Source organism: Streptomyces sp. SCL15-4 (assembly GCF_033366695.1).
GTDB lineage: Bacteria > Actinomycetota > Actinomycetes > Streptomycetales > Streptomycetaceae > Streptomyces.
On the sequence record NZ_JAOBTQ010000001.1, the window covers coordinates 1,437,550 to 1,450,439 of the forward strand.

The window sequence follows — 12,890 nt, forward strand, 5'->3', positions numbered from 1 at the left end:
GCTTCACCGGGCGATCTCGGAGATCAGGCCCTCAACCAGGGTCTTGATCTCGTCGCGGATGGGGCGGACGGCCTCGACGCCCTGCCCGGCCGGGTCCTCCAGCTTCCAGTCGAGGTAGCGCTTGCCGGGGAAGACGGGGCAGGTGTCGCCGCAGCCCATGGTGACGCAGACGTCCGACTCGCGGACCGCGTCGATGGTGAGGATCTTCGGCGTCTCGGCGGAAATGTCGATGCCGACCTCGGCCATGGCCTGGACAGCGGCCGGGTTGACCTGGTCACCCGGGTCGGAGCCGGCGGAGCGGACCTCGACACGGTCGCCGGCCAGGTGGGTCAGCCACGCGGCGGCCATCTGGGAGCGGCCGGCGTTGTGGACGCAGACGAACAGGACGGACGGCTTGTCGGCCACGATGATCGTTCTCTCTCGTCGCATGGCGGAACCCAGCCGCCAATGACTACAGTCCCCGCTGATATCAGCAGGCGGTGATATGAAAGTATCAGTACATGCTGACTTCAGTCGATCCTGATGTGATCCGGGTGCTGGGCGATCCGCTCCGCCTGAAGATCGTGACCCTGCTGGCGCGCGAGACGCTCTGCACGACGCACCTGGTCGAGGAGACCGGAGCCAAGCAGACCAACCTGTCCAACCACATGAAGGTGCTGCGCGAGGCCGGGATCGTGGAGACCGAGCCGTGCGGCCGCTTCACCTACTACAAGCTCAAGGCCGAAGTCCTGGCCGGCCTGTCCGAGCAGTTCGCCGAGCTGGCCGCCTCCGCCCGCACCGCCGCCGAGAACAAGAGGGCCTGCCCGTGACCTCCACCGAGCCCACCACCGCCTCAACCCGGGGCACCGGCCCGGCCGGGGACGACTCGATCGTCAAGAAGCTCTCCACCCTCGACCGCTACCTCGCGGTGTGGATCCTGCTCGCCATGGCCGTCGGCCTGGGCCTGGGCCGTCTCGTCACGGGCATGAACGACGCGCTCGCGAAGATCGAGGTCGGCGGGATCTCCCTCCCGATCGCGCTCGGCCTGCTGGTCATGATGTACCCGGTCCTCGCGAAGGTCCGCTACGACCGGCTCGATCGCGTCACCGGCGACAAGAAGCTGATGATCTCCTCGCTGGTCGTCAACTGGATCGTCGGCCCCGCGGTGATGTTCGCACTGGCGTGGATCTTCCTGCCGGACCTGCCCGAGTACCGCACCGGCCTGATCATCGTCGGCCTGGCTCGCTGCATCGCCATGGTCATCATCTGGAACGACCTCGCCTGCGGCGACCGCGAGGCCGCCGCCGTACTGGTCGCGCTGAACTCGGTGTTCCAGGTCCTGGCGTTCGGCCTGCTGGGCTGGTTCTACCTCGACCTGCTGCCCCGCTGGACGAACCTCGGCGACGGACAGGGCCTGGACGTGTCGGTCTGGCACATCGCTCTGAACGTCGTCGTCTTCCTCGGCATCCCGCTGCTGGCCGGCTTCCTCACCCGCCGCGTCGGCGAGCAGAAGCTGGGCTGTGCCGACTACGAGGCGAGGTTCCTGCCGAAAATCGGCCCGTGGGCGCTGTACGGGCTGCTGTTCACGATCGTCATCCTCTTCGCCCTGCAGGGCAGGACCATCACCTCCCAGCCTCTGGACGTCGCCCGGATCGCACTGCCGCTGCTGGTCTACTTCGCGGTCATGTTCTTCGGCACCTTCCTCCTCGGCAAGAGCCTGGGCCTGGCCTACGACCGCACCGCGACGCTGGCGTTCACGGCGGCGGGCAACAACTTCGAGCTGGCCATCGCGGTCGCCGTCGCCACCTTCGGCGTCACCTCCGGCCAGGCCCTGTCCGGCGTCGTCGGCCCGCTCATCGAGGTCCCGGTGCTGATCGGCCTGGTCTACGTCGCACTCGCGTGGCGGGAAAGGTTCGCGGGTGAGGCGGTGACGACGGCGTCGTGACCCAGCAGACGGATGTGGTGGTGGTCGGCGGCGGCCAGGCCGGGCTCGCCGCCGGCTACCACCTGCGGCGCCAAGGGCTGGACTTCGTGATCCTGGACGCGGGTGCGGCGCCGGGCGGGTCCTGGCAGCACATGTGGGACTCGCTGCACCTGTTCTCCCCGGCCGAGCACTCCTCGCTGCCCGGCCGCCTCATGCCCGCCCAGGCGGGCCGGACGTATCCGGATGCCAGGCACGTGGTGGACTACCTCACCGGCTACGAGAAGCGCTACGACCTGCCCGTCCAGCACGGCACACGCGTGGAGGCCGTGCGCCGCGACGCAGGCCGGCTCCTGGTCGAGGCGGACTCCGGCACTTGGCGGACCCGCGCGGTCATCGGTGCGACCGGCACGTGGTCACGGCCTTTTCTTCCCGCCGTGCCCGGCCGGGACGTCTTCGCCGGGAGGCAGTTGCACACGGTGGGCTACCGATCGCCGGCCGAGTTCGCCGGCCGGCGCGTCATGGTGGTCGGCGGCGGGAACTCCGGCGCGCAGATCGCTGCCGACCTCGCCCTGGACGGCCACGTCGAGGTGACGTGGGTGACCCGGCGCCCGCCGCGTCTCCTCCCCGACGACATCGACGGCCGCGCCCTGTTCGACGTTGCCACCGCCCGCCGCCGTGCTCTCGACGCCGGCCGCAACGACACCGGCGGCATCGCCTCGCTCGGTGACATCGTCGCGGTGCCGCCCGTCCGTGCCGCCCGCGACGCCGGACTCCTGACCGCGAAGCCGATGTTCTCCCAGCTCACCACCGAGGGTGTCCGGTGGGCCGACGGCAGCCACAGCGGCGCGGACGCGGTCATCTGGTGCACCGGGTTCCGCCCGGCGCTGGCCCCCTTCGCACCGTTGGGCCTGCGTGGGCCGCGCGGACGCATCCCCAACGACGGCACGCGCGCTCTGGGCGAGCCGCGGGTGCACTTGCTCGGCTACGGCGACTGGACCGGCCCGGCCTCGGCCACCCTCATCGGCGTCGGCCGCACCGCCCGGGAGGCCGTCCGTGAAATCACCGGCCTGCCGGCGTAGGCGCCGGAGCGACCGCCACGCGCCGAGTTGACCGGTTGTGCGGAGGTGCCTCTTGTCAGTGACATCAGCGACGAGTCTTCCGACAGCGCTGTGAGCTGACGTTCCGCCGCACGGGACGGGCGGGAGCCCGGCCGGCGCCGTGGCCGACCAGGGCGTACCGGTACGCCTCACCTGTCGCATCCTCGCTGTCCAGCCAGTTCAGCCGGCTCCAGGACTGCGGATCGAGGTCTCCTGATGTTGTGCGTGCGCAGCCGCTTGTCCAACTGCTCGGGGCTGAGGTCTTCTTCTTCCGCGCAGCCCTCGCGCAGCGCGCACTGGGCGGCCTTGCGGATCAGCCACTTCAGCGACGGCTCGATGCCGTGCCGGTAGTTCTACAGGATCGGAAGGGGCAGCGAATCGTCCGGGCCGTGGGCGATCCGGTGTCGGGCGGCGGTCTCGGCCGCTCGCAGACAGCCGCCGGCGAGGACGGGATCGTCCTCACCGGCACCGCCCCAGACGGCGATCCCGGCACCGGCCCAGCGGGGCCGGGGCAGACTCAACCGGTCTTCGGCTTCCTCCACCCCGTCAGGACGGCAACCGCCCGCCTCGTCCACTACCGCTTTTGGCTGCCCACCGCTGCGGCGGCTCCGGGCATTGCGGCGGGCGTCCGATGGTGGTCATGCCGCAGCCGGTGCACCTACCAGCAGTTGGCCCATGGCGGCCAGCACGGACGGCTCGACGCGGTAGTACACCCAGGTGCCGCGCCGCTCGGAGGTCAGCAACCCGGCCTCCTTCAGCTTCTTCAGGTGGTGGGACACCGTCGGCTGGGAGACGCCGACATCGGAGATGTCGCACACGCACGCCTCCCCGCCTTCGTGCGAGGCCACCGCGGAGAACAGCCGCAAGCGGATCGGGTCGCCGAGCGCCTTGAACATGCGCGCGGCAGTCACGGCCTCCTCGGCGGTCATCGGGCGCTCGGTCAACGGCGGGCAGCACGGCACCACGCCCTGACCATCAGCTTCGAGCAGCGGCAGCACCTTCGCATTCGACATGCGTCTATGTTGACATACATCGAACCAGTGAGGCGAGGACCGTCACCGGCGCGCGAGACAGGCGGCCAGGCGCCGGGCGACGCGGTGCGCGTCACGGCCCACGCCGCGCAGCGAGTTCGACGGCAGACCGCACTGCCACTCCAGCCCGACGAACGCCGACCTCGGAACCCCGGTCGCCATCCCCTCGCGGTGCCGGGGGTTCCCGGTGGCGTCGAGAGCGCCGTCGAGGCCGGCGAGGCAGGGCAGGTCGGGGCGGTAGCCGGTGGCGAGCACGACACCTCGACCCCCTCCCGCGTCCCGCCCCGCCAGACGATCTTGGTCCCGTCGGCGCCGGTGAACTCCATGACTTCGATGAACGTCTATGTTGACCCTCATCAATACAGGTGCCATGCTGGGCCGCGCAAGCCATCGACAGATGTCGAAACACGCAAGGAGTCGCCGTGAACGCGCCCGCCACCACCGAGCTGCCCGTCGTCGTGATCGGGGCCGGCCCCGCCGGTCTGGCCGCCGCCGCCCACCTTCTCGACCAGGGCATCGAGCCCCTGGTCCTGGAAACCGGCGAGAGGGCCGGTGCCGCGGTGCGCGAGTGGGCGCACGTGCGCCTGTTCTCCACCTGGGGTGAGGTCGTCGACCCCGCCGCCGAGAAACTCCTCGCCCCCACCGGCTGGACACGCCCCGACCCGGCCGCCTATCCCTCCGGCGGCGACTGGGCCGAGCTCTACCTGCAGCCCCTTGCCGACGCCCTCGGCGACCGTGTCCGCCTCAGCGTCACCGTCACCGGTGTCTCCCGGGCGGGCCGGGACCGCATCGTGGACGCCGGCCGCGAGGCCCGGCCATTCGTCGTACACGTCGCCCACGCCGACGGCCGTGAGGAACGCCTCCTCGCCCGCGCCGTCATCGACGCCTCCGGCACGTGGGCCACACCGTCTCCGTCCGGCGGCAGCGGACTGCCCGCGCTCGGCGAGAAGGCCGCCGCCGACCGGATCACCTACCGCGTCCCGGACCTCCAGGACCCCGCCGTCCGCGCCCGGTACACGGGCAAGCGGACCGCCGTCATCGGCTCCGGCGCCTCCGCCTTCACCGCGCTCGCCTACCTCGCCGGCCTCGCCAAGGCCGACGACGGCGCGGGGACGAAGGCGGTGTGGATCCTGCGCCGGGGCATCTCGGGTTCCACCTTCGGCGGCGGCGAGGCCGACCAGCTCCCGGCGCGCGGCGCCCTGGGCCTGGCGGCGAAGGCCACCGTCGACGAGGGGCACGCGGACGCGGTCACCGGCTTCCGCACCGAGGCCATCGAGCGGGACGCCGACGGCCGCCTGGTTCTGGTCGGCGAGGACGGGCGCCGCCTGGACGCGGTTGACGAGGTGATCGTGCTGACCGGCTTCCGCCCCGACGTGTCCTTCCTCGATGAGTTGCGCCTGGGCCTCGACGAACGTCTCCAGGCACCCGTCGCGCTCGCGCCGCTGATCGACCCCAACCAGCACTCCTGCGGCACCGTCTACCCCCACGGCCACCGCGAACTCTCCCACCCCGAGCAGGGCGTCTACCTGGTCGGCATGAAGTCCTACGGCCGCGCCCCGACCTTCCTGGCGATGACCGGCTACGAGCAGGTCCGCTCCGTCGCAGCCGCGATCGCCGGCGACCTCGACGCAGCCGACCGCGTGGAGCTCACCCTCCCCGAGACGGGTGTGTGCGGTGGCGCCGGTCTGTTCGACGCTCCCGACGCCCAGGAGGCTGATGGTGGCGGCTGCTGCGCACCCGCGCCGCACCTCGTCCAGCTCGGCGCCTCCACCGCGGTCGGGACGTCCGCCGAGCAGGCTTCGGCGGGCGGCTGCTGCGGCTCGTGACAGACCTCAGCACCCGAGGCGGGGCACACGACCGGACCAGGAGACCGGTCGCGGCCCCGCGTCGCGCTGCCCGCCCTCTGCGCCACGCAGATCGTGAGCCGGGGCATGCCTGACCGCGTTCGGCGGACTGACCACCACCGCTTTCGCCGCCGTCCCCGGCCCGTATGTCCTACTTATCGCCGTGTCGGCCGCGGCCGACACGGTCCGCGGTAATCTCACCCTGCTCCAAGCCACCGCCATCACCAACCGCTGGGGCACCACCCACTACGGCCGCCTCTGCGGACTCCTCTCAAGCGGACGATGCTCCAAGCCAGTTGGAGGAGTCCGAGGTGAAGATCGGCGCGTGTCCCGTAGCGGATCCGTAGTCGTTTGAATTGGTGGAGCCAGGCAAAGGTTCACTCGACGACCCAGCGGGTCTTGCCCGGGCCGGAACCGTGAGCGGTGCCCTTGCGGGCGGTCCTCGGTGCGGTATGGCGTCGAGCAGTGGGACGAGCTGGTGACGTCGTGGCGGTTTCCGCCGGTCAGGGAGACGGCGAGCGGGGTGCTGTGCCGGTCGGTGATCAGGTGATGCTTGCTGCCTGGGCGAGCCCGGTCGAGCGGCGAAGGCCCGGTGTGGTCCCCTGCCTCGAGGGTCCTGGCGTGCGAGCCGTCGACAGCGGCGTCGTCCATGTCGAGCAGTGCTGTCTTGCGTAGTTCGCTCAGGAGAAGCTCGTGGAGGCGGAGCCAGACTCCGGCCTGGGTCCAGTCGCGTAGCCGTCGCCAGGCGGTCACCCCGCTGGAGCCGACACGTTCGGTCGGCACATCGGCCCAGCCAACCCCCTTGCGCAGCAGGCAAACAATTCCTTCGGGCCACTGCGACATCGCTTGTTGCCTGAAGGCCGGGCAACGGTCGCCAGTTGCCGTCATTCCGCGCGCCTCCCGGTACTTTCTGCCAGCGGTGGTACACGCCGTTTTCGGTGCCGCGTACAAATGCTTCCAGCGTGCCGCCGTCGTTCCGCGCTACGGCGACGTTGCCCATGATCTGCCCGGTGCCCAGAGGCCCCCATGACGGGTTCCAGCCGTTGCCTTCCTGCCAGCGGTGGTAGACGTTGTTGTCGGTGCCGCGTGCGAACATTTCCAGGCGGCCGTCCCCGTTCTGTCCGACCGCGGCATCTCCTTCGATAGGTCCGCCGAGGAAGTGCTGGCCCCATCCGCCCTCGTTCCAGCCGTTGTTTGTGCGCAGCGATTTCAATATCGTATACAAGCGGGTCCAAGCGACCCCGAACAACCACACCACCTGGTCTGACTGGCAACAATTGAACCATTTTAAGATTGACAGTGAGATCACAGCTATCAGGAACAGCGTCGGGCAAGTGATGGCATTCGCGCGCCGCACTGACAACACGATCATCTACCGGAAGGATTGACAACCGAGGCAGTATTCTGAGTACTCCTGGTCGCGGCGTACTGGCGAACCAACCTGGCTGGGACCTGGGCTCCGCCACCCCCCGCTTCGGGGCCGAGTGGGATGCGTGCGACCAGGTCCGCCAGATCTCGCGGAGGCAGACCTGGTCGACCTGGCCGGGGTGGTGCAGTCGGCGCGACCCGACATCTCAGGATCCGACGCCTGTTCACGGATGGAACACCGGGAGGGACTGACCGACACCTCGGCAACTCCGCGCTGGGAGCGCACGCAACTCGCGCACCACGCGGGAGATCTGAGGAACGACAGCGACTACTCCGTGCACGAGCGGCACCCGGGTCGCGGAGCACTGTCCTACCGCGAATACGCGCTCGTCCATGTCTCGTCCGAGATCCACACGCAGATCGGCTGACAACGCGGCCGGCGCCCCCCGTCGGTGTTCTCCCAAGAGGAGTCTGCCCTCCGAACACCGCATGGAGGGCGGACGGTAACCGGTGGCGTAGACGACGGCGTCGAAATGATCACACGAGCCGTCCCGCCACTTCATGGCCCACCGGTCACCCGTCCGGGTCAGCTCGGTGGGCCGGCGCCGGCCCACCTCGAGGCGCCCGGCGTCCGCCAGTGACAGGAGTTTTTTCGCATTGCTCACCGGCATGGCCGAGATGTAGCGGTCGAGGACGTCTTCCACGATTACCCAGAAGTCCTGCCACACCGCTGGTGGCTGCCGGAGCAACCACTCATTGGTCAGCGCGATGAATTCGACGGTCAGTTCCTGCCAGAAGTTGCGTCCTTCCTCCGCGATGGTGATCTCCGCACGGAGGCGTTCCACCGGGTCATGCGCCAGGGAGAGCTGGTCTCGAAGGTGGGGACGGCCGTGACCGGCCAGACAACGGACCAGTCCGGCGACGAAGCGCTCGGCCTGCCCCGCGTCCGTCGTCTCCACCCAGGGGTGTCCCGCCAGGGCCGTGAGCGATCCGCTGGCCGAGGAATCCGGGTACATCCGGGTCCTCACGGAGGGCAGGGTGCCCGACGGTGAAGCCATCTGCACACGGGCGCCGGAACGGCCGAGGGTGATCACCGCGTCGACCGCGGACAGCCGGCTTCCCAGGACCAGGACACGGGCGTCGTGGGGCAAGGCGGCCGCCGGCCCCAGGGCCGAGGCCGGCGTCACCCCCGAGTAAGACCGGAACGGCCGGATGACCGGTGGGGTCCACGCGTCCATTCCCATGCAGAGCATCACGGCGTCAGCCGGCCATTCGGCCCCGCTCCCGGTCCGCAGGGTGTAACCCGGTCCCGCACCCGCCACGGAGACCACCTTCTCCCGGTGGTGTTGGAGATGCACGCCGAGCGCCGAGGCTGCCGAACGTACGCCCAGGTACCGGTCCCGGCAGTACTGTGCGAACAGATAGCGCGGTACGCAGTCAAGCGGTGTCACGGGAAAGCCGAGTCCGTGCAGATAGTCGACGAAGTCATCGGGCCGATCGGCCATCAGCGACATGCTGTCGGCCGAGGTGTTGCACAAGAGCGCCGGGTCTGTAGAGGAGAAGGCATCCCCGTGACCGATCGCGCCTGGTTCGAAGACGTCGATGCGCTGGGCAACGCCACACCTGGCCAGGTGGACCACCGCTGACGTACCGGTAGCCCCGGCTCCCACCACGGCGACACTGCGGAGCACGACCGTTGCCTGCGGGTCACACCGCGACGATGTCGAAAAGCGTGCCCGCGTCTTCCATGCCCATCACGACGGCAAGGGACTTCTGGACCACGGGCTCGTCCTCGTGGACGAAGTACACGATGCCCGTGCTTCCCGTGGTGAGAGCGTGGTCCTTGACCGTGCTCCCGACCTCGGGCAGGGACGTGCCGCTGTGAAAACCCGGCAGGCGGCGGACGGCTTCCAGCCCCGGGATACCACGCAGAACACCGGAACCGAAGCTGCGCAGGAACGCCTTCCCCATTACGTTCGGCGGGGTGTACCCCAGACGCAGACGCCGCCGGAAGTCGGCAGGAGCGAGCAGGCTCTCCACCAGGAGGTGCTGCTGGCTCGACCCGAACGCCTTGAAGTAGGGGTCCGGATCAAGAGTAGGCCCGAGAATCCGGGCGTTCACCTCGAGGATCCGGGGCCCGGCCTGCGTGAGGCGCACGTCCGTGTTGGCCGCGCCACGCCGGATCCCGAGAGCGTCCAGGCACGCGTACACGTAGGCGAGGACGCGGTGCTCCTCGAGCCCGAGACGGTGGCAACTGATCGTGTGGCGCCGGGTCGGCATGCCGTCGCGTTCGTCGACACAGCTGCGCGACAGCTCGTGGAGATAGTGCTGTCCGTCCATGCTCACCGTGGAGACGAGGTACTGAGAACCGGGAAGGTACTCCTGCACGAGCACTGCCTCGTTCACCGCACCGAGCAGGTTGGGGCGCTGGTGGATAGCCATGAAATGCTCGGCGGCGTCCTGTTCCGTACGGCAGATCCTGCACCCGTCGCTCCCGGAACTGGCGGGGGGCTTGGCGACGACCGGCAGTCCTACGTGATCGAGGGCGCCAGGCAGGTCTTTCCGGGTGGCTACGAGGGCCTGCCGGGGTACCTCGATACCTGCGTCACCCAGAGCGTCCACCATGCGCGCCTTGTCAAACCGTGCCGAGGCCGTCGCATCCTCGTTGCGTGGAAGGTCCAGGTGTTCGGCGAGACGGTGGGCAAGGTCGACGCCGGCCTCGCTCCCGGGAACGACGTGACGTACACGCAGGTCGCGCAGCAGGCGGGCGGTTCTGTGCACGTTCCGGTGGATCACACACTGACCGGGGCCGCCGTCCTCGGCCGCCGCGGCGAAGTGTCCGCTGTAGACGAGCACACACTCCTCGCCGCGTTCGCGGAATGCCGCCGACAGGAAGACGCCGCTCGATACCGGATTCACCAGGGCGATCATCAGCGCACCCCCTCTCATCGATCCCAGTCTGAACCAGCCGCCCGTCACCACAAGGCGGAGTCCGGGTTTGCGAGCGCACCTCGCCATCCCAAGATTATTGTCACACCCGGCAAAGCGCGATCGGAGAAAGATCAATAAAGCCGCTCGGGCCGGCGTCGGCCCAGACGATGCGGGATCGCGAAAACTGGCTAGACTGGATCGTGATCATCTCCGTTCCCCGACTCCTCGTGCTCCTGGTCGGGATCTCTTACGAAGTTCCGCACAAAATGATGAGCCATGACGAAGCGATCCTCTGACCCGGTCCAGCACACTCCTCGGTTTCCCGCGTTCACCGGGGTTTTTCCGTCGGGTTGCACGGCCTACGTGATGGGTCAGTACGGTGTGCAGTCCGCCGCTGGTGCGGTGCATGAGGCGGCAGCGGCGGAAATGTGTCAAAGGTTCCGGTCGCCCAGCCGACCGGATGTCGTCAACCGAGGTTCGTTCACGGACTCTTCGGGGTTGATGAACACCGTATGGTTCGCCTACTGGCTCGAGCCGGCCCGGCATCGCTCGTGGGTCGCCGAGGGGAAACGCTCGGCTCCCGTCCAGGAAGCGGGCTGGTGGTGGGAAGAGGCGCTGATTCCCGTCACAGCGACCGAGACCCTGCACACCCACCGGCAGGACCAGTACCCCACGAGCGGGCTGGCGGAAATCCTCGACCAGAAACCGACCAAGCTGCATGACTACTGGGGGTCCGCGCGCGACCGCATGCGGAACTCCTCGGCTCCGCCAACCCATGGTGCGGCGTTCAAGACCCACGACAGCGTCGTGGACGTCGTCGTGGAAGGCGGTATCTGCCTGATCCGCACCGCCCAGGACTGGTCAGCAAGCAGTGTTTTCCGCCTGCCTTTCCTGCAAAAGGTACAGCCGGTTAAAAAAAGAGGTGTCAGCTACCTGGCCGAGCACCCGGAAACTGGTTGCATATGTGCTCGGGAAATACTCGAGCAGGATATGGATGGACGCCCGCTGGACAGAGCGTGCACCGTGGCCTGGTTCGTCTCACTCGATCATCTTCTGTCGTGGACCCATTTCCACGAAACGCATCTGCGGATATACCGTTCGTTCTTCTCCATGCTCCAGGAAGAACAGGGCTGCCTGGACGTGGCGCTGTGGCACGAGGTGAGCGTGCTCCCACCGGGTTCCGTACGGGCCCGTTATGCCGGATGCCATCCGGCCACCGGATTGCTGCCACTCGGCCGCCATGAATAGGACGACCGAAGTCCGTCGCCTCCTCATCTCCCGGGTCGTTGTTCAGTACTTGCCCCACCTCGTCCAGCGAGAGGACCCAGCACGTGACGCGCCATGATTCCGGTACCGGCCTGCCCATCCCCGACCCACCCGTCTTCGCTTCCCCCGCCGACGAACGCCGCCACCGCAAACAGCGTCTGACCGCGGCCCTGCGCCTCTTCGGCAAGTTCGGGTACGGAGAAGGAATTTCCGGCCACATCTCCGTGCGTGATCCCGAACACCTTGATCACTTCTGGGTCAACCCCCTGGGTCTCTCTTTCAACCGTCTCCGTGTCGCCGACCTGATCTGCGTCGATGCCACCGGGACCGTGGTGGAGGGCCACCACCGCCTCAACACCAGCTCCTTCGTCATCCACTCACCCATCCACGAGCTGCGGCCCGATGTCACCGCCGTCGCCCACGGCCACACCGTGCACACCCGCGCGTTGGGCTGCCTCGGCCAGCTCCTGATCCCACTGGACCAGGAGTCAGCCGCCTTCTACCAGCAGCAGGTTCTCTACGAGGACTACGAAGGCCCTTCCGTCACCGTCGCCCAGGGCCGCGACATGGCTCACAAGCTCGGCGACCACCGGGCCCTCCTCCTCAAGCACCATGGTCTCGTCACCGTCGGTGCATCGATCGAAGAAGCCGTGCACTGGTTCTTCACCTACGAGACCTGTGCCCACGTCCAACTCCTCGCATCGGCAGCCGGAACCCCTCAAACCCTCACCCACGAACAGGCCCTCGCCGCAGCCGAAGGCTTCGGCGCCCCCGAACTCGCACGCTTCAGCTTCGAGCTCCTGTGGGACGAAGTCGCCCACGAACATCCCGAACTGCTCGATGAGTGACGCCCTCCCGGCATCGCGACGAGACATGAGAAGACTGCCGCCTCCTGGTACTCCAGCGCGGTGGCTGCGGGGAGGAGGGCGAGCATGGCGAGGGTGCCCCAGCGGCGCCAGGACGTCCCGCGTCTGACCTGGTGGTCGTCCAGTCCGGTCAGACCCTTGCCGGACTGCAATGCCTCTTCGGCCGTCCATCTGCGTCATCTGCGTCCGGCCACCTTCACCATGATGGACAGCGGCACCCGGGTCGCCGAGTAACAGCGGCAGAAGGCGAGTTCGCCGGTGCTACGGTCGCGGCGGACGAGCAGGTCGCGGCAGCCGGGCCGATCGTTGGCGATGTCGGCCGGGGCCCAGTCGGAGTAGCGGTGTCCCTTGGCTCCGGCTCCTGCGGAGAGCTTTTGCCAGGTCGGCTTCAGGAGCTTCTTGACCGGGGCGTCAGTGCGGATCTTGCCCGCACGGGTGGTGATCTGGTGGTCGCAGGCAACGGCGAGGACGTATTGGAGCTGCCGTTGCTCCAGCGCGGTCCGCAGGTGCGGGTCGCCTCCACAGACCTCGTCGCCGGCCACCCTGGCCGCGGGCCGGCGTCCGGCGCGCGGCCGATCACGCGG

12 protein-coding genes and 3 pseudogenes are annotated in these 12,890 nt (G+C 68.6%); 7 read left to right on the forward strand and 8 right to left on the reverse strand.

The window, feature by feature from the left end; translation table 11 throughout:
• Positions 1–3 precede the first annotated feature (3 nt).
• A complete protein-coding gene (locus tag SCK26_RS05930; protein ID WP_412080835.1) occupies positions 4–405 on the reverse strand; it encodes an arsenate reductase ArsC in 402 nt (133 codons plus the stop codon).
• A 95-nt stretch (positions 406–500) separates the two neighbouring features.
• Between SCK26_RS05930 and SCK26_RS05935 the strand changes: the two genes are divergently transcribed.
• Genes SCK26_RS05935 through SCK26_RS05945 form a run of 3 tightly spaced genes read left to right on the forward strand, consistent with a single transcriptional unit; the run spans position 501 to position 2,982 of the window.
• Positions 501–809 carry a metalloregulator ArsR/SmtB family transcription factor gene (locus tag SCK26_RS05935; RefSeq protein ID WP_318200201.1) on the forward strand — a complete coding sequence of 103 codons (309 nt, stop codon included), beginning with the start codon at positions 501–503 and terminating at the stop codon, positions 807–809.
• A complete protein-coding gene (gene arsB / locus SCK26_RS05940; protein WP_318200202.1) occupies positions 806–1,924 on the forward strand; it encodes an ACR3 family arsenite efflux transporter in 1,119 nt (372 codons plus the stop codon). Before SCK26_RS05935 ends, arsB begins: the two co-directional genes overlap by 4 nt.
• The gene (locus SCK26_RS05945) at positions 1,921–2,982 is read left to right on the forward strand and encodes an ArsO family NAD(P)H-dependent flavin-containing monooxygenase (RefSeq protein ID WP_318200203.1); all 1,062 of its coding nucleotides are present in this window, start codon (positions 1,921–1,923) and stop codon (positions 2,980–2,982) included. The genes arsB and SCK26_RS05945 overlap by 4 nt, the downstream gene beginning before the upstream one ends.
• A gap of 371 nt (positions 2,983–3,353) precedes the next feature.
• On the opposite strand, the gene SCK26_RS05950 is transcribed toward SCK26_RS05945, so the two are convergent.
• The 3 genes from SCK26_RS05950 to SCK26_RS05960 form a co-directional block, all read right to left on the reverse strand.
• Positions 3,354–3,542: a hypothetical protein gene (locus SCK26_RS05950; RefSeq protein WP_318200204.1), complete on the reverse strand. Its 189-nt coding sequence runs from the start codon at positions 3,540–3,542 to the stop codon at positions 3,354–3,356.
• Positions 3,543–3,638: 96 nt separating this feature from the next.
• Positions 3,639–4,013, reverse strand: coding sequence for a metalloregulator ArsR/SmtB family transcription factor (locus SCK26_RS05955; RefSeq protein WP_318200205.1), 375 nt, complete (start codon positions 4,011–4,013; stop codon positions 3,639–3,641).
• Positions 4,014–4,055: 42 nt separating this feature from the next.
• Entirely contained in the window at positions 4,056–4,286 is a 231-nt protein-coding gene (locus SCK26_RS05960; protein ID WP_318200206.1) for a hypothetical protein, read from the reverse strand.
• A 167-nt stretch (positions 4,287–4,453) separates the two neighbouring features.
• Here SCK26_RS05960 and SCK26_RS05965 point away from each other — a divergent pair, with 167 nt between their 5' ends.
• Complete coding sequence (locus SCK26_RS05965) at positions 4,454–5,857, forward strand: NAD(P)-binding domain-containing protein (RefSeq protein WP_318200207.1); 1,404 nt, start codon at positions 4,454–4,456, stop codon at positions 5,855–5,857.
• A 109-nt stretch (positions 5,858–5,966) separates the two neighbouring features.
• Positions 5,967–6,152 (forward strand): annotated as a pseudogene (locus SCK26_RS05970) (MFS transporter); the annotation flags it as partial.
• Here the strand turns inward: SCK26_RS05970 and SCK26_RS05975 are convergent.
• The 3 genes and pseudogenes from SCK26_RS05975 to SCK26_RS05985 all read right to left on the reverse strand — a co-directional run.
• Positions 6,097–6,700 (reverse strand): annotated as a pseudogene (locus SCK26_RS05975) (transposase); the annotation flags it as partial. The pseudogenes SCK26_RS05970 and SCK26_RS05975 sit on opposite strands and share 56 nt — an antisense overlap.
• A 767-nt stretch (positions 6,701–7,467) precedes the next feature.
• Entirely contained in the window at positions 7,468–8,934 is a 1,467-nt protein-coding gene (locus SCK26_RS05980; protein ID WP_318200208.1) for an FAD/NAD(P)-binding protein, read from the reverse strand.
• Positions 8,935–8,950: 16 nt separating this feature from the next.
• Positions 8,951–10,174: an ATP-grasp domain-containing protein gene (locus SCK26_RS05985; RefSeq protein WP_318200209.1), complete on the reverse strand. Its 1,224-nt coding sequence runs from the start codon at positions 10,172–10,174 to the stop codon at positions 8,951–8,953.
• A 276-nt stretch (positions 10,175–10,450) separates the two neighbouring features.
• On the opposite strand from SCK26_RS05985, the gene SCK26_RS05990 reads away from it, so the two are divergent.
• Together SCK26_RS05990 and SCK26_RS05995 are read left to right on the forward strand one after the other, a co-directional pair.
• Positions 10,451–11,422, forward strand: a complete 972-nt coding sequence (locus tag SCK26_RS05990) for a phenylacetaldoxime dehydratase family protein (RefSeq protein ID WP_318200210.1) — start codon at positions 10,451–10,453, stop codon at positions 11,420–11,422.
• Between the two features lie 38 nt (positions 11,423–11,460).
• The gene (locus tag SCK26_RS05995) at positions 11,461–12,288 is read left to right on the forward strand and encodes a class II aldolase/adducin family protein (protein WP_318200211.1); all 828 of its coding nucleotides are present in this window, start codon (positions 11,461–11,463) and stop codon (positions 12,286–12,288) included.
• A gap of 77 nt (positions 12,289–12,365) precedes the next feature.
• On the opposite strand, the pseudogene SCK26_RS06000 reads toward SCK26_RS05995, so the two are convergent.
• Positions 12,366–12,872: pseudogene (locus SCK26_RS06000) on the reverse strand (IS701 family transposase); the annotation flags it as partial.
• Positions 12,873–12,890 lie beyond the last annotated feature (18 nt).

Bases quoted from the DNA above. Each gene is read 5' to 3' on its own strand.
- SCK26_RS05955 (WP_318200205.1), bottom strand. From the start codon at position 4,013: ATGTCGAATGCGAAGGTGCTGCCGCTGCTCGAAGCTGATGGTCAGGGC.
- SCK26_RS05990 (WP_318200210.1), top strand. From the start codon at position 10,451: ATGACGAAGCGATCCTCTGACCCGGTCCAGCACACTCCTCGGTTTCCC.
- SCK26_RS05985 (WP_318200209.1), bottom strand. From the start codon at position 10,174: ATGATCGCCCTGGTGAATCCGGTATCGAGCGGCGTCTTCCTGTCGGCG.
- SCK26_RS05935 (WP_318200201.1), top strand. From the start codon at position 501: ATGCTGACTTCAGTCGATCCTGATGTGATCCGGGTGCTGGGCGATCCG.